Annotated in this window: 21 protein-coding genes; 10 read left to right on the top strand and 11 right to left on the bottom strand. The window is 67.0% G+C overall.

The annotated features are described in order from the left end of the window. Position 1: 1 nt before the first annotated feature. Together NX778_RS19015 and ppa are read left to right on the top strand one after the other, a co-directional pair. On the top strand, positions 2 to 1198 hold the full coding sequence (locus NX778_RS19015) for a heme biosynthesis protein HemY (RefSeq protein WP_258813357.1): 1197 nt from the start codon (positions 2 to 4) through the stop codon (positions 1196 to 1198). Positions 1199 to 1478: 280 nt separating this feature from the next. Then, a complete protein-coding gene (ppa, locus tag NX778_RS19010) occupies positions 1479 to 2015 on the top strand; it encodes an inorganic diphosphatase (RefSeq protein WP_258813356.1) in 537 nt (178 codons plus the stop codon). Between the two features lie 58 nt (positions 2016 to 2073). Here the strand turns inward: ppa and NX778_RS19005 are convergent, their stop codons facing one another. The 10 genes from NX778_RS19005 to NX778_RS18960 all read right to left on the bottom strand — a co-directional run bounded on the left by NX778_RS19005 (position 2074) and on the right by NX778_RS18960 (position 12812). After that, positions 2074 to 3489, bottom strand: a complete 1416-nt coding sequence (locus tag NX778_RS19005) for a PA domain-containing protein (RefSeq protein WP_258813354.1) — start codon at positions 3487 to 3489, stop codon at positions 2074 to 2076. After that, entirely contained in the window at positions 3476 to 3859 is a 384-nt protein-coding gene (locus NX778_RS19000) for a post-PEP-CTERM-1 domain-containing protein (protein WP_258813353.1), read from the bottom strand. The genes NX778_RS19005 and NX778_RS19000 overlap by 14 nt, the downstream gene beginning before the upstream one ends. 12 nt (positions 3860 to 3871) lie before the next feature. Next, a complete protein-coding gene (locus NX778_RS18995) occupies positions 3872 to 4516 on the bottom strand; it encodes a choice-of-anchor J family PEP-CTERM protein (RefSeq protein WP_258813352.1) in 645 nt (214 codons plus the stop codon). Between the two features lie 155 nt (positions 4517 to 4671). Next, positions 4672 to 5748, bottom strand: coding sequence for a branched-chain amino acid ABC transporter permease (locus NX778_RS18990; RefSeq protein WP_258813351.1), 1077 nt, complete (start codon positions 5746 to 5748; stop codon positions 4672 to 4674). A 5-nt stretch (positions 5749 to 5753) separates the two neighbouring features. Continuing rightward, the gene (locus NX778_RS18985) at positions 5754 to 6770 is read right to left on the bottom strand and encodes a branched-chain amino acid ABC transporter permease (protein ID WP_258813350.1); all 1017 of its coding nucleotides are present in this window, start codon (positions 6768 to 6770) and stop codon (positions 5754 to 5756) included. An 8-nt stretch (positions 6771 to 6778) separates the two neighbouring features. After that, a complete protein-coding gene (locus NX778_RS18980) occupies positions 6779 to 7504 on the bottom strand; it encodes an ABC transporter ATP-binding protein (RefSeq protein WP_258813349.1) in 726 nt (241 codons plus the stop codon). Beyond that, on the bottom strand, positions 7497 to 8270 hold the full coding sequence (locus NX778_RS18975; RefSeq protein ID WP_258813348.1) for an ABC transporter ATP-binding protein: 774 nt from the start codon (positions 8268 to 8270) through the stop codon (positions 7497 to 7499). The genes NX778_RS18980 and NX778_RS18975 overlap by 8 nt, the downstream gene beginning before the upstream one ends. Before the next feature lie 4 nt (positions 8271 to 8274). Then, positions 8275 to 9480, bottom strand: a complete 1206-nt coding sequence (locus NX778_RS18970; RefSeq protein WP_258813347.1) for a substrate-binding domain-containing protein — start codon at positions 9478 to 9480, stop codon at positions 8275 to 8277. Between the two features lie 16 nt (positions 9481 to 9496). Continuing rightward, positions 9497 to 10369 carry an alpha/beta fold hydrolase gene (locus NX778_RS18965; protein WP_258813346.1) on the bottom strand — a complete coding sequence of 291 codons (873 nt, stop codon included), beginning with the start codon at positions 10367 to 10369 and terminating at the stop codon, positions 9497 to 9499. Positions 10370 to 10457: 88 nt separating this feature from the next. Beyond that, the gene (locus tag NX778_RS18960; RefSeq protein ID WP_258813345.1) at positions 10458 to 12812 is read right to left on the bottom strand and encodes a TonB-dependent receptor; all 2355 of its coding nucleotides are present in this window, start codon (positions 12810 to 12812) and stop codon (positions 10458 to 10460) included. Positions 12813 to 13083: 271 nt separating this feature from the next. Between NX778_RS18960 and NX778_RS18955 the strand changes: the two genes are divergently transcribed. Both NX778_RS18955 and NX778_RS18950 read left to right on the top strand, forming a co-directional pair. Further along, entirely contained in the window at positions 13084 to 13986 is a 903-nt protein-coding gene (locus NX778_RS18955) for a LysR family transcriptional regulator (RefSeq protein WP_258813344.1), read from the top strand. A gap of 52 nt (positions 13987 to 14038) precedes the next feature. After that, on the top strand, positions 14039 to 14797 hold the full coding sequence (locus NX778_RS18950) for a TlpA family protein disulfide reductase (protein WP_258813343.1): 759 nt from the start codon (positions 14039 to 14041) through the stop codon (positions 14795 to 14797). Here NX778_RS18950 and NX778_RS18945 read toward each other — a convergent pair whose 3' ends face one another. Next, positions 14798 to 15937, bottom strand: coding sequence for a GNAT family N-acetyltransferase (locus NX778_RS18945; protein ID WP_258813342.1), 1140 nt, complete (start codon positions 15935 to 15937; stop codon positions 14798 to 14800). A 53-nt stretch (positions 15938 to 15990) separates the two neighbouring features. Here NX778_RS18945 and NX778_RS18940 point away from each other — a divergent pair, with 53 nt between their 5' ends. The 6 genes from NX778_RS18940 to NX778_RS18915 all read left to right on the top strand — a co-directional run bounded on the left by NX778_RS18940 (position 15991) and on the right by NX778_RS18915 (position 22464). Beyond that, positions 15991 to 18042, top strand: coding sequence for an NAD(+) synthase (locus NX778_RS18940; protein WP_258813341.1), 2052 nt, complete (start codon positions 15991 to 15993; stop codon positions 18040 to 18042). Positions 18043 to 18072: 30 nt separating this feature from the next. After that, complete coding sequence (locus tag NX778_RS18935) at positions 18073 to 18411, top strand: P-II family nitrogen regulator (protein ID WP_258813340.1); 339 nt, start codon at positions 18073 to 18075, stop codon at positions 18409 to 18411. Between the two features lie 171 nt (positions 18412 to 18582). Next, complete coding sequence (locus NX778_RS18930) at positions 18583 to 19911, top strand: sigma-54 dependent transcriptional regulator (protein WP_258813339.1); 1329 nt, start codon at positions 18583 to 18585, stop codon at positions 19909 to 19911. Between the two features lie 288 nt (positions 19912 to 20199). Further along, positions 20200 to 21267: a hypothetical protein gene (locus tag NX778_RS18925; RefSeq protein WP_258813338.1), complete on the top strand. Its 1068-nt coding sequence runs from the start codon at positions 20200 to 20202 to the stop codon at positions 21265 to 21267. Between the two features lie 73 nt (positions 21268 to 21340). Then, a complete protein-coding gene (locus tag NX778_RS18920) occupies positions 21341 to 21784 on the top strand; it encodes a hypothetical protein (RefSeq protein ID WP_258813337.1) in 444 nt (147 codons plus the stop codon). Then, entirely contained in the window at positions 21781 to 22464 is a 684-nt protein-coding gene (locus NX778_RS18915) for a C39 family peptidase (protein ID WP_258813336.1), read from the top strand. Before NX778_RS18920 ends, NX778_RS18915 begins: the two co-directional genes overlap by 4 nt. Positions 22465 to 22473: the final 9 nt, after the last annotated feature.

Genomic DNA, 22473 nt, shown 5'->3' with positions numbered 1-22473 from the left:
CATGCGTCTTCTACTCTGGTTAGTCCTCTTGATGGCCGCGGCGATCGGCGTGGCCGTGACCGCGCGCTTCAATCCGGGCAATGTGGTGCTGTTCTATCCGCCGCACCGGATCGACATGTCGCTCAACCTGTTCGTGGTGCTGGTGGCGCTGCTGTTCCTGGTGCTGTACTGGCTGGTGCGCGCGATCGGCGGCACGCTGGGCATGCCGCAGCGGGTGTCGGCCTACCGCCTGCGCAAGCGCGAACGCGAAGGCAACAAGGGCCTGCGCGATGCGCTCAAGGCGCTGTTCGAAGGCCGCTTCGGCCACGCCGAAAAGGCCGCGATGCGCGCCGCCGAACTGCCGGAAAACGCCGGCCTGGCGGCCCTGATCGGCGCCCGCGCGGCGCACCGCATGCGCGAACCGGCGCGGCGCGACGCCTGGCTGGCAGGGATCGTGCACGACAACGGACTGAAGACCGCGCGACTGATGACGGTGACCGAGCTGCGCGTCGACGAACACCAGCCGGAGGAAGCGCTGGAGGCGGTGGCCGAGCTGAACGCGAGCGGCCAGCGCCACATCCATGCGCTGCAATGGTCGCTCAAGGCCAACCAGCAGGCGCGCAACTGGCCGGAGGTGCTGCGGCTGGTGCGCATCCTCGACAAGCGCAAGGCGCTGCATCCGGCGCTGTCGAGCCGCCTGCGCGAAATGGCTTACGAGGCGCTGCTGTCCGAGGGCACGCACGACGCGGAGTCGATCCAGCGCGTGTGGGCCACGGTGCCGGCGGAAGACCGCACCAAGCCCTACATCGCCGAACGCGCCGCCGCCGCCTTCAATGCGCGCGGCTTGCACGACGAGGCGCGCGCGGTGGCCGATGCGGCCTTGCGGGCCAACTGGGACGACCGCCTGGTGCGCGCCTATCGCGAATCGGCCGGACCGACCGGCTCCGCGGTGCTGCTGGCGCAGATCGAGCATTGCGAGGCCTGGCTGGCCGAGCGGCCCAACGATCCGGAGCTGGCCCTGACGCTTGGTTCGCTGTGCCTGCGCCAGAAACTGTGGGGCAAGGCCCAGCGCTACCTGGAGCAGGCGCTGTCGGACGTCACCGACCCCGACATGGTGCAGGAAGCACACCTGAAGCTGGCGCAGATGCATGAGGCGCTGGGGCAGGAGGCGGAAGCGGCGGCGCATTACCGCCAGTGTGCCTTGGCCACGATCTTGTAATCCCCCCGCCCTCAAGACCGTCATTCCCGCGCAGGCGGGGACCCATAGACCGTTGACAGCAGGTTGCCGCTCGCGCCGCAAACGACCCAAGCTCAGCATGGATCCCCGCCTTCGCGGGGATGACGTTGTTTTGAAGTCACGAGAACGCCACCGCAGCCTTCTTCGAAACGTTCCCATTCCGAATTTCCGCACAGCATTCCCCTTGCTGCGCCGCACAAACCGTGCCCAATTCGCTATAATGTTCCACCTTCATTGATTCTTCAGCAACCAAGGACCTTTCATGAGTTTGAACAAAGTGCCGGCCGGCCGCGACGTGCCGAACGATTTCAACGTGATCATCGAGATCCCGATGAACGCCGATCCGATCAAGTACGAAGTGGACAAGGACAGCGGCGCGATTTTCGTCGATCGTTTCATGGGCACCGCGATGCACTATCCGTGCAACTACGGCTACGTGCCGCGGACCATCGCCGATGACGGCGACCCGTGCGACGTGCTGGTGATCACCCCGTTCCCGCTGATCCCGGGCGTCGTGGTGCGCTGCCGCGCGATCGGCGTGCTGAAGATGACCGACGAGGCCGGCGGCGACGCCAAGGTGCTGGCGGTCCCGGTCGACAAGATCCTGCCGATCTACAGCCACTGGCAAAAGCCGGAAGACCTGCAGGACCTGCGCCTGCAGCAGATCCAGCACTTCTTCGAGCACTACAAGGACCTCGAAAAAGGCAAGTGGGTCAAGATCGAAGGCTGGGGCGGCCCGGACGAAGCCAAGGCCGAGATCCTCAACGGCGTGGCCGCGTACAACGCCAAACAGAAGTAATCCCGCGCCGCGCGCGAACAAAGGGCCGCACCCGCGAGGGGCGGCCTTTTTTTCGCCCTTACCAGCCGATATCGCGCAGCAGCGAAAGGGTCAGGTCGCGCGGCGGCATTACCGTGTGGGCCAGGTCGGTGTTGATGAACGGTTCCATCAACTGGTCCGGCTTCGCGTCGGTGGCGTAGTGCGAGACCGTCGATCCCGGCTCGTAGATGGTGGGTGTATACATCAGGATGCGGCCGGACGCATCGGCGCCGGCGCGCTGCCTTGGATCGGTACCCAGGCTGGCGATCACGCCCGACCGCGAGCGCGAGCGGCGCTGCAGGGCCGACTTGAGCAGCTGTCCATCGGCCTGTGTGATGCGCACCGACGGGATCGTGATGGTGGGATCGGCGCCGGTCATGCCGGCCAGCGCTCCCGGCTGGTTGTCGGCCAGGACCATGCCGATCGCGCCGGCTTCCTGCACTGTCCTGGCCTTGTCCACGAAGGCGCAACCGCCGCGGTCGACCAGCGCGACGCGGCCCCGGACCGCCAGCGCGGCGGCGAGCGACAACGGCGCGCAGGCGAGGCCGCTGCCGTCCGGCTGGTCGGCCACCGGCATCAGCGGGCCGGTCACGGGTCTGCGCGACAGCGGCGGCCCGAAGGAGGCGTCGCCAACGGCGTAGCTGCCGGCCGCATCGCCCGCCGCCGCGCCATTGATGACGAGCCGCGAACGGTGGGCCAACACTCGTGGCACGGTTGCCGTCACCAGCGGGCCGTTCCACGACAGGCCGTTGCCGCTGACCGCCGACGCGGCGCGTTCGGCATCGGTCATCTGCACCCAGGCCTTGTCGCTGCGGTTGTCGAGCAGGTAGTAGTCCCAGACCGAGGGGAGGCCGAGCATTTGTTCGCCAGACTCGTCGTCGGTGAAGGTCTGGAAGCCGAAGCCGTGCGCGAATTCGTGCAGCAGCACGGTCACCAGGTCGATCCCGCTGCCGAACTTGTCGTCCAGGCCAAGATAGAAGCCGGAGCCGGGCAGGCAGTCGGCGAACAGGCCGAGCCGGGAATTGAAGCGCGCGACGATGTGCGGCTGGTCGGGCGTGGTCACGTCGGCGCCCGCGAGCTTGCTGGCCAGCGCGCTCGGATACCAGGTGCCGGCGCGCGGCGCGTTGGCGAAGTCGGAAAAGATCTCGTTGGCGCCGGCTGCGCCGAGCACCGCGCTGTTGGCGCTGCAGTTGAGCGGGATGAAGGCGGCGTCGATCCGGATCGGCACCGTGCTGGTCAGTGTCGCGCCCCAGAGGTCGGCGGCGCGCTGGAAGGCGATCAGGCGCTGCTGGCCGAGCGTGGCGCCGCTGTTGCCGCCGACCGGCGCGACCGGCGTCGGGTCGTTGAAGCCTTCGCCCGGCGCATTGGTGTTGATGATGGTGATGGTGGCGGCGGCCTGCGCGGCGCCCACGGCGCACGCCAGCGCGAACGCGGCCAGCAGCTTAGCGGTCCTCATCGCGCGCCTCCACGGGTTTCGCCAGCGCGCGGCCGGCGGCGTCCTCTCCCTGCACGCATTGCCCGGTGAGCTTGCCGTCGGGCGCGCGCCGGACCACCTCATACACCTGGCCGCGTTCGCCGAGGCGCACCTTGCGACTGCCGTCCGGGTTGACGATGGCCTGCGGCGCGACCGGAGCGGCGGCGCGCAGCGAGGCTTTGGGCGATGCATTCAGGGCCTTGCGTTCGGCCGGCGTCGGCGCGCGCAGCTCGCCGGTGAGCGGGTCGCGCGCCACCACCATTCCTTCTTGCGCGCGGGCCGGCGCGTGCGCCATGAGCGCGGCGAACAGGGCCGCCAGCGGCAGCGCCATCAGCAGTTTTGTGTAGTGCATGGCGTGGTCCTCCTATCGCTTCGATGCGCGGCGGCGCAGCAGGCCGAGCGCGCCCAGCCCCAGCCCGAGCATCAGTGCGGACGAGGGTTCCGGCACGGCGCTGAGCACGCGCACGCTGTCGATGCCAATGTAGTCGAGCGTGCCGGCGTCGCCGGTGTAGCGGAAGGCGAAGCGGCCCGCGCCCGTGAAGCTGATGTCGGTGCTGACCTGGGTCCAGGCCGAGGGATAGCCGCCCGCGCCGATGGTGGCCAGGCGGTCGCTGAAGGCGCCGACGTCGGTGCCGGCGCCGGGCGAGAAATAGACCTGCAATGTATCCGCGTAGCCGGGATCGGCCGCGCTGCGGGTGAAGAAGGAGAAGCTGCTGGCGCCGTACAGGTCGATGACCGGCGAGATGAGCCAGCTGTCGACCGTGCCGCTGCCGGACAGCGCGCCGAGGTAGTTGGCGGCGATGTAGGAGCTGCCCGCCTGCGCGCCGAAGATCGCGGCGTTCCCCTGGAACCAGCCATTGCCCGGCGGGCTGCCGTGATTGACCTGGACCCAGCCAGGCAGCTTGGCGTTGTCGAAGCCTTCGGTGAACACCACGACGGGGGCGGCGTGGACGGCAAACGGTGCGGCAGCCAGCGCCAATGCGGCGGCCAAGGTTCCTAGTCGTGTCATGGGTGCGCTTCCATGCTGAGCCAGAAGGATGGGATGTCGCTCGCGCTGGCTGGACGGCGAGGCCATTGATCACCCCATCTTAGGGTTGGCAAGCGCAAGAACATTGATCTTTATTCAATGTTCCATGCATCGCGGGTTGATCCCGCGGGGTGGGATCAGCGCGGCTTGCGCAAGGCCGCGAGGCGCAGCTTGCCGACGATCCCGAATGGGAAGAAGTAGACCGACAGGATGAACAGCACGCCGAGCCACAGCATCCAGCGGTCCGGCGACAGCGCGTTGGCCAGCAGCGGCACGCCGGCCAGTGCGCCGGCCGCGTGTTCCATCAGCTCCTTGAGGTAGTTCTGGGCGATGATGAACAAGGTGGCGCCGACCACCGCGCCATACAGGGTGCCCATCCCGCCGATCACGACGATCAGCAGGATGTCGGTCATGATCTCGAAGCCGAGCGAGGTTTTGGGCCCGACGTAGCGCAGCCACAGGGCCATCAGCGCGCCAGCGCAGGCGGCCACCAGCGCGGCAATCACATTGGCGAGCACCCGGTAGTACATGGTGCGGTAGCCCAGCGCCTCGGCGCGGAATTCGTTTTCGCGGATCGCCTGCAGCACGCGGCCGAAGGGCGAATTCACCACCCGCAGCAGCAGGAGGAACAGCGCGAGGCAACCGAAGAACACCAGGTAGTAGCTGAGCAGCTTGCCGTCGATCGCGCGCCCGAACACTTCCTGCTCGACCAGCGTGAAGCCGGGCGACAGCAGTTCCGGCACGCTGAAGGTCTTGCCGTCCTCGCCGCCGGTGAAGCCGGACAGCTGCGAGGCCAGCACCGAGAACGAGGCCGCCACCGCCAGCGTGATCATGGCGTAAAAGATGGCGCGCACGCGCAGTGCGAACAGGCCGACCACCAGCGCGAGCACCAGCGCCGCCGCCAGCGCCGCCAGCAGGCCGATGAAGACCAGCGACCATCCCGGCTCGTCGCTGCTGGCCAGCGCGATGCCGACGCCGTAGGCCCCGATCCCGTAGAACATCGTGTGCGCGAACGAGACGATGCCGGTGTAGCCGAGCAGCAGGTCGTACGAAGCGACCAGCACGATGTAGACGCAGATGGTGGCGGCGGTGTTCAGCGGCCGCGCGCCGGTGACGATGAATGGCGCCAGCGCCAGGCTCGCGAAAATCAGGATCAGCAGGATGGCCAGCGCGCGGCTGCGCGGCAGGTCGGCGGACAGGATGGCTTTGAACATGATGGTCAACGCGATTTGGAATACAGCCCGGCCGGACGCCAGACCAGGATGGCGATCATCAGGATGATGTTCGAGACCAGCGCCACCTTGGGCGCGAGGAAGCCGGCGTAGTTGGCGACCAGGGCCATCAGAAGCGCCCCGATGAAGCAGCCGCCGATCGAACCGAGGCCGCCGATGATGACGACGATGAAGATCATGATCATGGTCTCGGCGCCCATCGATGCCGACAGCGTTTCCTTGTACAGGCCCCACATCACGCCGCCCAGTCCGGCCAGCGCGGAACCGGCCGCGAATACTGCGACGAACAGGCGGCGGATGCGGTAGCCGAGGGCCTCGACCATCTCGCCGTTCTCGACGCCGGCGCGGATCAGCAGGCCGATGCGGGTGCGGTTCAGCACCAGGAACATCGCGGCGAACACCACCAGGCCGACGACGACCGCGACCAGCCGGTACTTCTCGATGGCGGCGTCGCCCAGCAGGATCGAGCCGCGCAAGGTGGTGGGCAGCGGCAGCGCGATCTGGTCCGGGCCCCAGATCACGGCGATCAGCTGTTCGGACACGATCATGCCGCCCATCGTGACGAGGATCTGCTTGAGGTGCTGGCCGTAGACCGGCATGATGATCACGCGCTCGAAGGCCCAGCCGAGCAGGCCGGTGACCACCATCGCCACCAGCAGTGCGAGGCCGAGCACGCCGAGGTTGGCGGCGACCGAATCCGCTTCGAGCCAGCCGTGCATGGGCAGCAGCACCATGGTCGCGGCGAAGGCGCCGACCGACACGAAGGCGCCGTGGCCGAAATTCAGCACGCTCATCAGGCCGAACACGAGCGTCAGGCCGCTGGCCATAATGAAGATCATCATGCCCATCGCGAGGCCGGCGACGGTCAGCGTGACCCAGGTGGGGAAGCTGCCGACCAGCGGCAGCATCGCGAGCACCAGCACCGGCACCAGCAGCAGCGGCGCGATGTCGCGCTTGGCCGCGGGCAGCGTGTCGGGTGTGGCAAGGGGGAGGGAAGCGCTCATCGTTTGTCCTATTGGTGCGAATCGAGCGAGAGGCCGAGCAGGCGGGTCTGCAGCGCGTCGTCCTCGGCCAGTTCGCGCATCGCGCCGGCGTGCGCCACGCGGCCGTCGTCCATCACGCCGACCGTATCGCCCAGCGTACGCACGAAATTGAAGTTCTGCTCGACCAGCAGGATGGTGGAATCGAGGTCCTTCAGTTCGCGGAAGGCGGCCATCAGGCTTTGCACGATGGCCGGCGCCAGGCCTTTAGTCGGCTCGTCCACCAGCAGCAGCTTTTTCGGCTCGACGATCGCGCGTGCGATGGCCACCATCTGCTTCTGGCCGCCGGAGAGATTCCCGGCCGGGTAGTTCCAGAATTTTTTCAGGGCCGGGAAGAAGCCGCAGATCCAGTCGACGCGGGCCGAATCGAGGGCGCCCCCGCGCGCGGCCAGCAGCAGGTTCTCGCGCACGGTGAGTTCCGAGAACACAGCCATGCTTTCGGGGACGTAGGCGATGCCCAGGCGCGCGATGTCGGGCGTGGACATCTTCGTGATGTCGCGGCCCTCGAACACGATGCTGCCGGCGCTGGCCTTCCACAGGCCCATGATGGTGCGCAGCGTGGTGGTCTTGCCGGCGCCGTTACGGCCCAGCAGGACCGACAGCCCGCCGCGTGGCACGACCAGGTCGACGCCCTGCAGGATGTGGTACTGGCCGATGTGGGTGTGAACGCCCGACAGGGACAGCAGCGGCTCAGGCATGTTCTGGCGTTCCAAGATAGGCTTCCTGTACGATCTTCGATTGCATGACTTCCGCCGGCTGGCCGTCCGCGACCAGCGTGCCGTTGTGGAGCACGATGATGCGGTCGGCCAGCGCGCGCACCACGTCCATCTTGTGCTCGACCAGCAGCACGGTCTTGTTGCGTTCTTCCTTCACCTGGTGGATCAGGTCCAGCACCACCGGCACTTCGTCCACGCTCATGCCGGCGGTCGGCTCGTCGAACATCATGATCGACGGCTCCAGCGCGAGCAGGATCGCCACCTCGAGCTTGCGCTGGTCGCCGTGCGACAGCGTGCCGACCCAGGCGTCGCGGCGCGCCGACAGGTGCACCCGCTCCAGGTAGTGCTCGGCGCGCGCGATCAGTTCGCGGTGGCTGGACCACACCGACCAGATGTTCAGGCCCATGCCGGCGCGCGCCTGCACGGCGAGGCGCACGTTTTCCAGCACGGAGAGATGCGGGAACAGGTTGGTCAGCTGGAAGGCGCGGCCGATGCCTAGGCGGGTGCGCTTGGCCGGGCCGTGGCGCGTCACGTCCTGCCCGCCGACGAATACGCTGCCGGCGGTGCCCGCCAGCTGACCCGAGACCAGGTTGAAGTAGGTGGTCTTGCCGGCGCCGTTGGGGCCGACGATGACGGTCAGCGTGCCAGGGTAGAAATCCGCCGTCACCGCGTTGACGGCGACGTGGCCACCGAATCGGATGGTCAGGCCGCGCGTCGACAGCGAGGGCTGTTGCGAAGTACCGCTCATCGAATCAGCGCTTGTTCTGCACCGGCAGCGGCAGTTCGCTGGCAGGGATTTCGCGCACCAGTTCGAGCAGGTCCCACTCGTCCTTCTGGTTCTTCTTGATGCGGAAGTGGTACATCGGCTGCAGCGCCTGGTGGTCCTCCTTCCGGAAGGTCATCTTGCCCTTCGGGGTATCGAAGGACATGCCTTCCATCGCGCCGACCAGCTGTTCGCTGTTCGCGCTCGGCACCTTGGACAGGGCGGTGTAGACGGCGCTGGCCGCGGCCATGCCGCCGGCGGTGAACATGTCCGGCGGCGAGCGGAAGCGCTTCATGTGCTCGGCCACCAGCCAGTCGTTCATCTTATTCTTCGGGAAGCCGTAGTAGTAATAGATCGTGCCCTCGGTGCCCGCATAGCCCTTCCAGGTCTTCATGACCGGCAGGATGTTCCCGCCCGGCGCCAGCACGATGCCGTAGCGTTCCGGCTTCATGTCGGCGATCTTGTTCATCGGGTTGGGGCCGGCCCAGACGATGGCCAGCACGCGCGGCTGGGGTTTATCTTTGAGCGCATCGAACAGGCGCTGCGCCGATGCGGTGAAATCGGTGGTGGTGACCGGCGCATACTCCTCGTGCACCACATTGGCCTTGGAGCCGGTGGCGGCCAGCGCTTCCTTGCCGGCCTTGATGGCGTCGCGGCCGAAGGCGTAATCCTGCGCCAGGAAGCCGACGCTGCCCGCCTTGAGCGTGGAGGCCGCAGCCAGCGCATCCTGGGTCGAGTTGCGCGCGGTGCGGAAGATGTACTTGTTCCACTTGGCGCCGGTGATCTCGTCGGCCACGGCGGGCTCCACCACCAGCACCTTCTTGTATTCCTTCGCCACCGGCAGCATCGCGATCGCGGAGCCGGACGAGGTGGTGCCGACCGCGATGTCGGCCTTGTCGTCGGCGTAGGCTTCGGTGAGCAGGGTGCGGCCGAGGTCCGGCTTGCCCTGGTCGTCCTTGACGATCACCTTGATCTTGCGGCCGCCGATCTGCATGGTGCCGTTGGTGAGGTATTCGAGGCCCATCATGAAGCCGGTCTCGGTCTCCTTGGCATAGGATTCGAGCACGCCGGTCTTGCCGGCGATGAGGGCGATCTTGAGGTCGGGCGCGGCGTACGCGGAGCCGGCGAAGCTGGCCGCGAATGCGAATGCGAGCGCCAGGCCGAGGGGTTTGACGAGTGGTCGGATGCTGTTCATGCGGGTCTCCTTATGATTATGCGACCTGGCTGAGGAAGGTGCGGATCGCGGCCAGCGCTTCGGGCTCGGTGAGCATGGGCGCGTGGCCGACATCCGGCACTTCGACGTACTGCATCTCCGGCGCCGCCTTGCGCATCCACGCGGCCTGGTGTTCTTCGACCAGGTCGGACAAGGTGCCGCGCACCAGCAGGGTGGGGCGCTTGCGCGCCAGGCGCTTGAACGCCAGGCGCGCCGCCAGCGACGTCGGCCTGAGTTTACCCGTTTGCAGGGCGATCGCAATATTCGGATCGTAGCGCGCCGCCAGCCTGCCCTCGGCATCCGGCTCGAAGGCGCGGTGCGCCCACTTGAGCCATTCATTGCCGGAGTTGGCGGGGAAGGCGCACAGGTTGATGTCGCGGACGACGGCGGCCGCTTCGTCCCAGGTCGCGGGTGAGACGGCCTTGCCGGTGTAGCCCGAAATGCGGGCCAGGCCCTTGGGCGAGATCACCGGGCCGATGTCGTTCAGGATGGCGGCGGCCACCAGTTCGAGGTTGCGGGCCGCGAGCGCCATCGTGATCAGGCCGCCCATCGAGGTGCCCACGAACACGGCGCGCGCGATGCCGAGGTCGCGCATCAGTTTTTCGACGTCGCCGGCGTAGACCGCCGGATTGTAGTTGTCGGGGTTGGGATCGCGCTGCGAGTGGCCGCGGCCACGCACGTCGACCGCGATCACGCGCCGTCCCATGGCCGCCAACTGCGGCGCGAACTCGTCGAAATCGGAGGAATTGCGGGTCAGGCCATGGATGCAGATCACGGGCAGGTGCGCCGGGCCGGCCGCGCCGGCATAGTCGCGCGCGTACAGGGACAGGCCGTCGCTGCTGATGAAAGTGAGGGCGGTGTAGTTGAGCATTGGACCCCGAGATGAGCGGTTTTCAGGCGCGAGCCGTCCTGCAGGGGCGCCCGTGGACGCCCCTTTGCTGGATATCCGGCGGGCCGGATCAGAACTTGACGTTGAGCGTGGCGCGGTAGGTGCGCGGATCGCCGTAGAACGCGGTGACGGTGTTGAAGAAGCCGGAGAAGTTATAGCCAGCCACCTTGTAGCGCTTGTCCGTCAGGTTGCGGCCATGCAGCCCGACCTGGATCTTGCGGTCGGAGCTGGTCCACACCAGGCCCGCGTCCCAGGTCGAGAAGCCGCCCTGCGCCAGCATCAGGTTGCCGGGCACCGTCGCATCCAGCGAAGCCACGCCGGTGGTGCGCGCGATCTCGGTCTGGTACACCTTGCTCTTGTACGACAGGCTGTTCATCAGGGTCATGGTGCCGTTGCGGCCGGCCACCGGGAAGGCCCAGTCGTAGTTCACGCCCAGGTTGGCGGCGTTGCGCGGCGTGTTCTGGAACTCGGTGCTGCCCGCGATGTTGACCAGGTTGGCGCCGTTCGCGGTGAACCACTCCTTGTACTTGGCGTCGATGTGGCTGTACATGGCGCTCACGTTGAGCGAGCTGGTGAGGTAGGCGATCGCCTCCAGCTCGACGCCGCTGATCTTGGCTTTGGCGGCGTTGGTCAGCGAACCGGCGAAGCCGTTCACGTTGCCGCTGGCGTCGTAGGTCGGGATCGAGCCCGGCACTTGCACGTTCTTGTAGTCCGAGTAGAACACGTCGGCATTGGTCTGGATGCGGCCGCCGTTCATCGACGACTTCAGGCCCAGTTCGACGGTGCTGACTTCTTCCGGATTCACGCCCTTGCGCTTGGCCAGCGACAGCGCGGTGTTGGGCGCGCCGCCCAGGTCCATGCGCGGGTCGAACATGCCGCCCTTGAAGCCTTTGGCGTAGGTGGCGTACACATTGTGCTCCGGCGCCATCTTCCAGCCGAACCCGACTTTCGGCGTGAACTTCTTGTCGGTGCGGTCCAGGTCGTTCTTGCCGAGGTCGGTGTTGGCGACGCCGCCGACTGCGGCCGGGTTGCCCAAGGTCGGCGAGCCGGCCAGGCCGAGGTAGGTCTTCTTGAAGATCGCGGCCTGGCGCTGGTCGGAGGTGTAGCGGCCGCCGACGGTGACGTTGAAGGTGTCGGTGAGGCTGTAGCTGAGGTCGGTGTACGCGGCCCAGGTCTTGGTGTCGATGTCGTCGCGGGTGTACAGCGACAGGCCGCCCAGCGCGTTGTACAGCACGTCGAACTCGTTGAAGGCGTTGGCCTTCATGTAGTACACGCCGGCCACGCCCTGCAGGCGCGAACCGGTGTAGGTCAGCTGGAATTCCTGGCTGGTCTGGTGGTCGCTGTAGATCGACGGGGCCTCGAACAGCGGTGTGTTGAGCGAGTCGAAGTCGATTGGCGCATACGATTTGGATGCGCGGTAGGCGGTGATCGACTTGAACGACAGGGTCGGGTCGATGGTGTACTCGATCAGCAGCGCCTCGCCTTCGTTGGTCACCTTCTGCTGGTGGCCGGCGACGGCGTACAGGTTGGCGCGGGTGTCGTACAGGCCGGGCAGCGGGGCCAGGTTGTCCGGCGCCGGGCCGTTGGTGATGCGATGGCCCTGGCGCGGCTGCGACTTGTCGACGGTCTTGTCGGCGGTGAAGCGGATGAACAGGTCGCTGTTCGGGAGCAGCTCGGCGCTGAAGCGGCCGGCCGTCACGTCCTTGTTGTAGTTCTCCTTGCCGTTGACCACGTTATGGCCGTAGCCGTCGTGGTTGAAGGTGCCGACCGTGGCGCCCAGGCGCAGCATGTCCGACACCGGGATGCTGCCCTTGAGGACCGCGTCCTTCTCGCCGTGGTTGCCGAGCGTGACCTTGGCGTCCAGCATCGGCTGCGCGGCCAGCTTCTTGGTCACGTACTTGACCGCGCCGCCGATGGTGTTGCGGCCGTACAGGGTGCCCTGCGGGCCGCGCAGCACCTCGATGCGTTCGAGATCGTAGATGTCGGTGAGGGCGCCTTGCGGGCGGGCCAGGTAGACGTCGTCGAGGTAGATGCCGACGCCCTGTTCGTAGCCCGCCACCGGGTCTTGCTGGCCGACGCCGCGGATGAAGGCGGTCAGCGTGGTGTTGGTGCCGCGCGAGGCCTTGAGGGTGGTGTTGGGGACGGTGTCGGTGAGGGCGGTGAGGTCGGGGATGGCGGTCTTTTCCAGCTCGGCGCCCGAGATCGCGGTGACCGCGCCCGGCACGTCCTGGATCAGCTCGGCACGCCGGCGCGCCGTGACGACCACTTTTTCGATGTTCTGGTCGGACGAGCTCGCGGCCGGCGCGGCATCGCCGCTTTCCTGGGCAAAGGCGACGCCGCTGGTGCCGCCGTAGAGGGCGAACAGCACGGCGGCGGACATGGCGGAACGGTTCAGCAGCTTGATCTTCTTATTGCTAGGACGCATCTTATGTCTCCTAATTATGGATAGCGGCATGCGGCAGGCTCGCACGCTCCGCAGTGTGCCTTCGTTCGGTTTCGATGAATAGCTGACAAGCACGCCCAATGATTGTGCGTAATTGCACATGCAGATGCACCATGCATGTGCGAGAGCGGAAAGACGGAGGCAAGGCTTTTTTGCACGATTTCTGTGCAGGACCAAAGTGTTGCGACAAAGCCGTTGCGGGTGGAATGTGCGGTAGTGCACAATATTCCAAACAAACAACAAATTCCCCGCGATGAACATCCTGCCCGAGTGGACCGACCTGCGCTTCTTCCTCGAACTGGCCCGTGCCGGCACGCTGTCGGGCGCCTCGCGCCGGCTCGATGTCGAGCACACCACGGTGTCGCGCCGCATCGACCGGCTCGAAACACAGCTTGGCACCACGCTGTTCGACCGTTCGCGCGAAGGCTACGAGTTGACCGAGATGGGCCAGACGCTGCTGCCCCATGCGGAGGCGATGGAAGGCGCGGCGCTGGCCGCCGCCGAGCAGCTGGGCGGGGCGGAGGTGATCGCGCACGGCGTGGTGCGGCTCGGCGTGCCGGAGCTGTTCGGGGTGCGCGTGGTGGCGCCGCTACTGGCGGGCCTGCTGCGCAGCCATCCCGACCTGTCGATCGACCTGCTGGTGCTGCCGCGCTTCGCCAACCTCGCCAACCGCGAGGCCGACCTCGGCGTGATGCTGGACCCGCCTACCACCGGCCGCTACGTGGTCACGCGCATGGCCAGCTTTCGCATGTACCTGTACGCCGCGCCCGAATACCTGGCGCGGCATGCGCCGATCCGCGAGCATAGCGACCTGCAGCATCACGATTTCGTCGACTACGTGCAGGACCGGCTGGCGAGCCAGGAGCTGTCCTACCTGAACGAGCTCGGATTCACGCCGCGCCGGCGCCTGTGCTGCACCGGCATGACGGCGCAGGTGGAAGCGGCCAAGCACGGGCTCGGGCTGATGCTGGCGCCGCCGTACGCGATCCCCAACGACGGCAGCCTGCAGCTGGTGCTGCCCGACTTCTTCGCCGAGCGCGCCTACTGGCTCGCCGCGCCGACCGACCTGTATCGCCTGCAGCGCGTGCGGGCAGTGTGGAACCTGTTGCGCGAGCATGCGGACGCCAATCCGCAGCTGTTCATGCACAGGGCATAGCGTCTTGCCAGGCGTGGCAAGGCGTGCCACGATCCAGGCTTCGAGACCAGCCTTGGACGTTTGCATGCGACTGACTTTTCCACGCTTCGCCAGTGCAGTCTCGCTCGCCGCCGCGATGTGCACGCCGGCTTTCGCGCAATCGAAACCGGAGTCGATTCCGGACATTGTCGCGGGCCTCTACAAGAAAGCCGGCCCGGAAGACGCGGCCCACGTCGCATTCCAGGACGAGAACGGCAAGGCTCTCACGCCGGAGCAGTTCGCCGCACAGGTGCAGGCGGGGCGGGGCTATGGGATGGCCAAAAAGATCAATGTCGACGGCCTGGCCTTCCGCTTGCTGTCGGCGGCGCAGATGAGCGATTTCAGAAGCTTCGCGCACTTGAAGGCGGGCGAGCGCTTCCCGGCCTTCGACCTCAAGCGCCTGGATGGCACCGCGATCGACTTGAGCGCTCTCGCCGGCCGCTACACGCTGGTCAGTTTTTATTTCGCGGGCTGCGCGCCATGCGTTCGCGAAGTGCCGTCGCTGAACGCAGTGGCCCAACGCCGCAGTGACCTCAACTTCGTCGCGCTGACACACGACAGTGCGGAAGAAGCGCGCGACTTCATTCGCGAAACAAAGCTTGCGTGGCCGGTCGTGCCGGACGCAGCCAAGTTGATCAAGACGGTCGGCGTGAAGGGCTTTCCCAGCATGGCCCTGCTGGACCGTGATGGCAAGCTGGTCGACATGGTCGTCGGCGGGGGCATTGCCGAGGACCTGCCAGCACTAAATTCCTGGCTGGACCAACGCGCGCCAATGGCGGCGCCCGCCCGCTGATCAGTCGCGCGTGCGGAAGGGATTGCGGTCGTTCAGTTCATCGATGTAGCTGTCGATGCCGCCGGCCTCGCGTTCAAGGAAATGCTCGATCGCGTCCGCGAACGCCGGGTGCGCCAGCCAGTGCGCGGACCAGGTGCGCGTCGGCAGGAAGCCGCGCGCCATCTTGTGTTCACCCTGGGCGCCGCCTTCGAATACCTTGATGCCCCGTTCGATGCAGAACTCGAGCGGCTGGTAGTAGGCGGCCTCGAAATGCAGGCAGGGCACGTGTTCGATCTCGCCCCAGTAGCGGCCGAACAGCGTGTCTTCATCGTGGATCACGAGCGAGGCCGCGACCGGCTTGCCATCGCGCTCGGCCAGCACCAGCAGGATATTGTCCGGCATGGTCGCGCCGATGCGCAGCCAGAAGTCCAGGTTCAGGTAGGGCGTCGAGTGGTGCGCGGCGTAGGTGTGGCGGTAGCAGCGGTTGAAGAAGCGCCACTGGGTGTCGCTGGCGTCGCGTCCGCGCACGCGGGTGAGCGTCACGCCCGCCTGCGCGACCTTGCGCCGCTCGGCGCGGATGTTTTTGCGCTTCTTCTGTTCAAGCGTGGACAGGAATTCTTCAAACGATTCATACCCTTCGTTCAGCCAGTGGAACTGCACGCCGCTGCGCAGCATGAAGCCGGCCTCGGACAGCTGGCGCGCTTCCTGGTCGGGCGGGAACAGGATGTGGGTCGAGGACACCTCGGCCGCCTGTTGGGTGGCGCACAACACCTCGATGAGGGCCGCGCGCGCCTGTGCATCACGGGCCAGCAGTCGTGGGCCGCTGACCGGCGTGAACGGGATCGCGGACAGCAGCTTGGGATAGTAATCGAGGCCGTGGCGCTGGTAGGCGTCGGCCCAGGCCCAGTCGAACACGTACTCGCCATACGAATGGCCCTTGACGTACAGCGGCAGGGCGGCGGCCAGCGCGTCGCCGTCCCACAGCGTGATGTACTGCGGCTGCCAGCCCGTTTCGGCGCTGGCGCTGCCCGATTCGTGCAGGGCGTGCAGGAAGGCGAAGGAAAGGAAGGGATTCGTCCTGTCCTGGGCGGCGGCCAGGCCGTCCCACGCCGGCTGCCCCACCTCGGACAGAGAAGAAACGATATGCGTGCGATAATTCAAGTGCTATCCGTTCGAAAGAAGATGCCGCCGTGTGGGCAAGCTAGAATCTCGTCATGAACAACCGATTTTTCAACCTCTATTCCCACAACTTCGCGCGGGTGGCCGCGGCCAGCCCGGTGTGCAAGGTCGCGGACCCGGTGTTCAACGCCGCCCAGACCATCGAGCTGGCCAAGCAGGCCGCCCAGCAGGGCGCGGTGCTGGCCGCGTTCCCGGAACTGGGCCTGTCGGCCTACAGCTGCGATGACCTGTTCCACCAGCAGGCCTTGCTGACCGCCTCCCTGCAAGCGCTGGCTACCGTGGCCGACGCCACCCGCAGCCTGCCGGTCGCGATCGTCGTGGGGCTGCCGCTCAAGGTCAATCACGCACTCTACAACTGCGCGGCCGTGGTGGCAGGCGGGCGCGTGCTGGGCGTGGTCCCCAAGAGCTACCTCCCCAATTATGGCGAGTTTTACGAATCGCGGCAGTTCGCCCCCGCCGATTGTGCGGCGGTCGACCGCATCGACCTGCTGGGCGCCGAGGTGCCGTTCGGGCCCAATCTGCTGTTCGAGATCGAGAACCTGCCGCTGTTCCGCTTCCATGTCGAGATCTGCGAAGACGTGTGGGTGCCGGTGCCGCCGTCCTCGTTCGCGGCCATGGCCGGGGCCACGGTGCTGGTCAACCTGTCGGCGTCGAACGTCGTCGTGGGCAAGAGCGGCTACCGCCACCAGCTGGTCAGCCAGCAGTCGGCGCGCTGCATGGCGGCCTATCTGTACACCTCGGCCGGGCGCGGCGAATCGTCGACCGACATGGCCTGGGACGGCCAGGCGCTGATCTACGAGAACGGCACGCTGCTGGCGGAATCGGAACGCTTCCGCGACGATTCGCACGTCATTTACGCCGACGTCGACCTGGAGCGCCTGTCGCAGGAGCGCATGCACACGACCACCTTCGCGATGTGCGCGCGCCGCCACGCGGACGAGGCCAAGGCCTTCCGCGTGGTGCGCTTCGCGCTGCCGCTGCCGGTGGACCGCACCTTGCCGCTGGCGCGGATGGTCGAGCGCTTCCCCTATGTGCCGGCGGACCGCAGCCGCCGCGACGAGCGCTGCACCGAGGTCTACAACATCCAGGTGCAGGCGCTGGTGCAGCGGCTGGCCGCCACCGGCATCCAGAAGGTCGTGATCGGCATTTCGGGCGGCCTCGACTCGACCCATGCGCTGCTGGTCTGCGCCAAGGCGATGGACCGTCTCGGCCTGCCGCGCACGAACATCCTCGCCTACACCATGCCGGGCTTCGCGACCAGCGAGCGCACCTTGCAGCAGGCGCGCGAGCTGATGCGCGTGGTGGGCTGCACTGCACACGAAATCGACATCCGCCCGAGCTGCATCCAGATGCTCAAGGATCTCGGCCATCCGTATTCGGAAGGGCGCAAGGAGTACGACGTCACCTTCGAGAACGTGCAGGCGGGAGAGCGCACCAGCCACCTGTTCCGGCTCGCGAACTACAATAACGCGATCGTGATCGGCACCGGCGACCTGTCCGAACTGGCGCTGGGCTGGTGCACCTTCGGCGTCGGCGACCATATGTCGCACTACAACGTGAACGCGAGCGTGCCGAAGACCCTGATCTCGCATCTGGTGCGCTGGGTGGCGGACACACACCAGCTGGGCGAGGGCGGTTCCGAGGTGCTGATCAATGTGCTGGAAACCGAAATCAGCCCGGAACTGGTGCCGGGCGATGCGGCCGACGGCAAGCCGGCGCAGATCACCGAAAGCGTGATCGGGCCGTACGAGCTGCAGGACTTCACGCTGTACTACACGATTCGCTACGGCTTCGCGCCGTCGAAGGTGGCCTTCCTCGCCTACTGCGCGTGGAACAACCGGAACGAGGGCGTATGGCCGGACGACGCGCACGTGGCGCGCAACCAGTACGACATGGCGGCGATCAAGCGCAACATGAAGATCTTCATGTGGCGCTTCTTCAAGACCAGCCAGTTCAAGCGCTCGACGGTGCCGAACGGGCCGAAGGTCGGCAACGGCGGCTCGCTGTCGCCGCGCGGCGACTGGCGCGCGCCCAGCGATTCGGAAGCGGCCGTGTGGCTGGCGGACCTGGAAAATATTCCCGGCTAGGGATAGGAATTAACGACTAAAGGAGAACAGATGAAACAGATCACTGCCGTAATCAAGCCGTTCAAGCTGGACGAAGTGCGCGAGGCGCTGGCCGAGGTGAACGTCACCGGCCTGACCGTGACCGAGGTGAAGGGCTTCGGCCGCCAGAAGGGCCACACCGAGTTGTATCGCGGCGCGGAGTATGTGGTGGACTTCCTGCCGAAGGTGAAGATCGAGGTGGTGGTCGACGATGGCATCGTGGACCAGGCGGTCGATGCGATCATCAAGGCGGCGCGCACTGGCAAGATCGGCGATGGCAAGATCTTCGTGCAGAATATCGAGCAGGTGATTCGTATTCGTACCGGCGAAACCGGACCGGACGCGGTGTAATTCGTTTCGCCCTCACGTTGCGCAGGCGGCACGCTATGGTTTGGCCGCCGTGCGCCAATTGGTGATGTCCTTAGCTGTATCAAGAGTTGGACGTTTGGTGTCGTGCCAGTCTCCGGTCTTGAGTACGCTGTCGGGTCGTCGGGCATTGCGCCCTCGGCCTGGAGACAGCAAATGCACCAGAAGCAATTGCTCTGCATCGCCGGCGATCGCAGCATGGCCGCCGGGTACGCGCATGCTTTGCGCGATTGGAAGGTGCGTGTCGTCGGCACGCTGGGCGAGGCGCGCCGCGCGCTGTGCACGGATGGCTACCTGGTCGGCTTGCTGGTTGGCCTGGAGGAGGTCGAGCATGCCGAGCTCGATCACTTCCTGAGCCAGAACTGGCAGCAGCAATGGATCGGCCTGCTGCAGCCGGCGGCCCTCAGCTCGGCGCGCTGGCGCCAACTGGTGGGCGACCACTTCTATGATTTCCATACCGATCCGGTCGACCCTGTGCGGCTGGGTCATGCGCTCGGGCATGCGCTCGGGGTCGCCCAACTGCGCGCACCATCGCCGGCGCCGCTGGCGGCGCCGGCTGCGGCGGCGATGATCGGCAACAGCGCCGCGATCGGGCGCTTGCGTGCCCAGATTACCCGGGTTGCCCACGCCGATGCGCCGGTGTTCATCGGCGGCGAAAGCGGCAGCGGCAAGGAACTGGCGGCGCGCGCAGTTCACGCACAGTCGCCGCGGCGCGCCGGTCCATTCGTGCCGGTGAACTGCGGTGCCCTAACCCCCACGCTGATCCAGTCCGAGCTGTTTGGACACGCGCGCGGCGCGTTCACCGGCGCCGCCGCCGACAAGCCCGGGTTGATCGAGACGGCCAGTGGCGGCACGCTATTCCTCGACGAGGTGGCCGAGCTGCCGAAGGACCAGCAGGCCAACCTGCTGCGCTTCCTGCAAGAGAAGACCATTTACCGGGTCGGATCCACGCGCAACATCGCGGTCGATGCGCGCGTGATCGCGGCATCCCACGTCGACCTGCAGCGCGCGGTGGAACAGGGCCTGTTCCGCGAAGACCTGTACTACCGCCTCCATGTGCTGCCGCTGGCGGTGCCGCCGCTGCGCGAGCGAAGTGCCGACGTGCCTTTGCTGGCCGAGCATGTTTTTCGCCAGCACGCTGCGGATAGGCCGAAAGGCTTGAAGGGCTTTTCCAGTGCGGCGTTGGAGGCGCTGCGCCAGCACGACTGGCCCGGCAATGTGCGCGAGCTGATCAATCGAACGCGGCGCGCGATGGTGCTCGCCGAAGGCCGCCTGATCACGCCAGCCGACCTCGCGCTGGCCGATGCACGCCGGCCGCCGGGTGGCGCCGCGCTGGACGAATCGCGCATCGCAGCCGAGCGCGCTGCCCTGCTGGCCAGCCTCGAACGCGCCGGCAACAATCGCTCGCGCGCGGCGCGCGAGCTCGGTGTCTCACGCATGACGCTGTACCGCCTGCTCGACAAGCACGGCATCGCAGGCAAGTAAGAGCGCAGTCCCACAAGTGATACAGCTTGCGGCCGGCCCGGGGAGATTCCCCCGCGCCCTGCGCCTGCCCGGGGACGTGGCGCCGGGCAGGTGTCACAAGCACGGGACGGTTTTGCTCCGCTGCCCGTCCAGTTGAATCCGTCGCGGCGCACGCCATGCGGCGCTTATCCGAATATTTTCAAGTGCTTGCGTCAGGCGCTGCGGCGCTGGCACCGATCTTGCTGGTACCGCGCTTGCTGGACTGATGTAGCGAAGTCAATCGATGACGAACTATTCAAAGGGGTCACTATGAAACGCACTCTGATGGCAGTCGCGATCACCCTGGCTTTCGGCGCAAGCGCGTATGCCGCTCCGGTCGGCAATACAGCAACGAATACCAATGGCGATGTGCAGCAAACCACCTCCCAAAGCCAGAGCGGTGATGGCGCGCACGCGAACGACCAAAGCCTGGCTGCCCAGGCGGACCACGACAGCACCGGCCTGAACGTCAGTTCCGCCGGCACTGCGACGGCCTCGATAGCCGGCGCCGCCGCCAATAATGGTGCGCACGCCAGCTCAAGCGTAGCCAATTCCTTCAACACCTCGGTCGCCACTTCCAGCTCCACCTTGACCGGCACCGTGACGGGCAACGCGATCGGCAATATCGGCAACGTTGCGACGAATACCGGCAATGCCAATGGCGGCAACGCCGGCGGCGGCGGTGGCGGCAACGGCACTGGCGGCGGCGCCGTCGCCGCGGGCGGTGCGGGTGGACTGGGTGGCGCGGCGACTGCCGCGAACAGCGGCCCGGCCGGTGCAGGCGGGGCTGGGGGCGGCGGAGGTGCTTCGGCGTCGGCAGCGTTCTCCGTCGGGGGATTCGGCGGGAACGGAGGCTTGGCCACGACGGCCGGCGGGGCGGGTGGCGCCGCGGCCGGCGGCGGCGCCAACGCCGGCACCGGTAACGGAACGGCGAGCGGAGGCCATGGCGGCGACGCAGCCTCGGCAAGCGGCGGCGCGGGCGGCGGCGGCGGTGCGGCCGGTAATGTCGCCATCGGCGGCGGCGGCGACGGCGGTCATGGCGGCGCTGGCGGCAACACCGGCAACGCCGCGAATTATGCCGGCGATGGCGGCCATGGCGGCGCGGTGACCAACACGGCCGGCGCCGGCACGGGCGGCGCCGGTGGTGCGGGCGCGACCGGCGCCGATGCGGCGTCGGCACACCTCGCTGTCAGCACCGGCGCCTTCGACATGTCCAACACGATGAGCAATGTCGGCCAGTCGGCGGCCGGGGTGCTCGTGGCCAGCCAGAACAGCGGCTTCGCCTCGCTGGTGCAGCAAAGCGTGAACGTCCAGGCAAACCTGGCGGTCGGCCACTAAGCCCGCCGCCTGATGTGTCCTTCCGCCGCGCCGGATCCGGCCGGCGGCTCTTGCCGATCAAGCTGGAGGAGCTATGTACCTGAAACACTGTATCGCGGTATGGCTGGGGGGCGCCGCGCTGGCGGTGCCGGTCTTTGCGCTGGCAGGCGAAACCGCGTCGGGGCAGCACGCCAGCGAAGTCCCAGGCATGGCACCGCCGGGCGCGCAGGTGGTTCGCCCGGTTGCCAGTGCCGGCGCAAGTTCCGCCGCAGCAGGAGCCGCCACGGCGAGGCCGGCCCCTGGCGCCACCGCCAGCCCTGGCGAGCTGGATGGCATGCGTGGCGCGGGCACGCAGTTCGCCGACGCCACCTTGTCCGCTAAGCTCACCGGCAATGCTGCCACGCGGGTGGCCACCGGCAGCAACGTGATCCAGTCCGGCTCGTTCGCCAACGCAGCGGGGCTGCCCGTCGTGATCCAGAACAGCGGTGCCAACGTGCTGATCCAGAACGCCACCGTGATCAACCTCGAGCTGAAATGAAGCGACATCATTTGCGCTGCGCGTGGCCGCTGCTGGCCCTGCTGCTTGCCGATGCGCGTGCCGCCGACCTGGCGCTGCCGAATGGCGCTCGGCTGGCGCTGCCCGTCGCCAGTATCAAGGAAATGCGCTTCCAGACGACGCTGCGCCAGCAGTACGACTTCAGCTGCGGGTCGGCCGCGTTGGCGACCCTGCTCACGCACCATTACGGCTACCCGGTGACCGAGCAACAAGTGTTCGAGCAGATGTTCCTGCGCGGCGACCAGGCGAGGATCCGCAAGGAAGGCTTTTCGCTGCTCGACATGCGGCGCTTTCTCGCGGCGCACGGATTCCGGGCCGACGGCTTCCGCCTGCCCTTGCAGGAACTGATCGACGCGAAGCTGCCGGCCATTGTGCTCGTGGCCGATCACGGCTACCACCATTTCGTCGTGATCAAAGGCGTCGACGGCGCGCGCATCCTGCTCGGTGATTCCGCGAAGGGTACACGGGTCGTGTCGCGCGGCGAATTCGAATCGATCTGGGCCGGCAAATTGTTATTCGTGATTCACGACCACCCAAGGGCGCCCTCGTTTAACAGCAGCGCCGACTGGCGTGCCGCGCCGCGCGCGCCACTCGACCAGGGGATCGATCACAAGCGCCAGTCCGGCGCCACGATGCCGAAGTTCGGGCCGGGCGACTTTTGAAGGAGAAGG

This window comes from Massilia terrae (genome assembly GCF_024753145.1).
Lineage (GTDB): Bacteria > Pseudomonadota > Gammaproteobacteria > Burkholderiales > Burkholderiaceae_D > Telluria > Telluria terrae.
Note: the sequence above shows the minus strand (reverse complement) of the source record. Positions and strands in the feature narration are given on the sequence as shown.

Bases quoted from the DNA above. Each gene is read 5' to 3' on its own strand.
- NX778_RS18980 (WP_258813349.1), bottom strand. From the start codon at position 7,504: ATGCCTGAGCCGCTGCTGTCCCTGTCGGGCGTTCACACCCACATCGGC.
- NX778_RS18995 (WP_258813352.1), bottom strand. From the start codon at position 4,516: ATGACACGACTAGGAACCTTGGCCGCCGCATTGGCGCTGGCTGCCGCA.
- NX778_RS18975 (WP_258813348.1), bottom strand. From the start codon at position 8,270: ATGAGCGGTACTTCGCAACAGCCCTCGCTGTCGACGCGCGGCCTGACC.
- NX778_RS18915 (WP_258813336.1), top strand. From the start codon at position 21,781: ATGAAGCGACATCATTTGCGCTGCGCGTGGCCGCTGCTGGCCCTGCTG.
- NX778_RS18925 (WP_258813338.1), top strand. From the start codon at position 20,200: ATGAAACGCACTCTGATGGCAGTCGCGATCACCCTGGCTTTCGGCGCA.
- NX778_RS18960 (WP_258813345.1), bottom strand. From the start codon at position 12,812: ATGCGTCCTAGCAATAAGAAGATCAAGCTGCTGAACCGTTCCGCCATG.
- NX778_RS18965 (WP_258813346.1), bottom strand. From the start codon at position 10,369: ATGCTCAACTACACCGCCCTCACTTTCATCAGCAGCGACGGCCTGTCC.
- NX778_RS18920 (WP_258813337.1), top strand. From the start codon at position 21,341: ATGTACCTGAAACACTGTATCGCGGTATGGCTGGGGGGCGCCGCGCTG.
- NX778_RS18990 (WP_258813351.1), bottom strand. From the start codon at position 5,748: ATGTTCAAAGCCATCCTGTCCGCCGACCTGCCGCGCAGCCGCGCGCTG.
- NX778_RS19015 (WP_258813357.1), top strand. From the start codon at position 2: ATGCGTCTTCTACTCTGGTTAGTCCTCTTGATGGCCGCGGCGATCGGC.
- NX778_RS18970 (WP_258813347.1), bottom strand. From the start codon at position 9,480: ATGAACAGCATCCGACCACTCGTCAAACCCCTCGGCCTGGCGCTCGCA.
- NX778_RS18955 (WP_258813344.1), top strand. From the start codon at position 13,084: ATGAACATCCTGCCCGAGTGGACCGACCTGCGCTTCTTCCTCGAACTG.
- NX778_RS18930 (WP_258813339.1), top strand. From the start codon at position 18,583: ATGCACCAGAAGCAATTGCTCTGCATCGCCGGCGATCGCAGCATGGCC.
- NX778_RS19005 (WP_258813354.1), bottom strand. From the start codon at position 3,489: ATGAGGACCGCTAAGCTGCTGGCCGCGTTCGCGCTGGCGTGCGCCGTG.
- NX778_RS18940 (WP_258813341.1), top strand. From the start codon at position 15,991: ATGAACAACCGATTTTTCAACCTCTATTCCCACAACTTCGCGCGGGTG.
- NX778_RS19000 (WP_258813353.1), bottom strand. From the start codon at position 3,859: ATGCACTACACAAAACTGCTGATGGCGCTGCCGCTGGCGGCCCTGTTC.
- ppa (WP_258813356.1), top strand. From the start codon at position 1,479: ATGAGTTTGAACAAAGTGCCGGCCGGCCGCGACGTGCCGAACGATTTC.
- NX778_RS18935 (WP_258813340.1), top strand. From the start codon at position 18,073: ATGAAACAGATCACTGCCGTAATCAAGCCGTTCAAGCTGGACGAAGTG.
- NX778_RS18985 (WP_258813350.1), bottom strand. From the start codon at position 6,770: ATGAGCGCTTCCCTCCCCCTTGCCACACCCGACACGCTGCCCGCGGCC.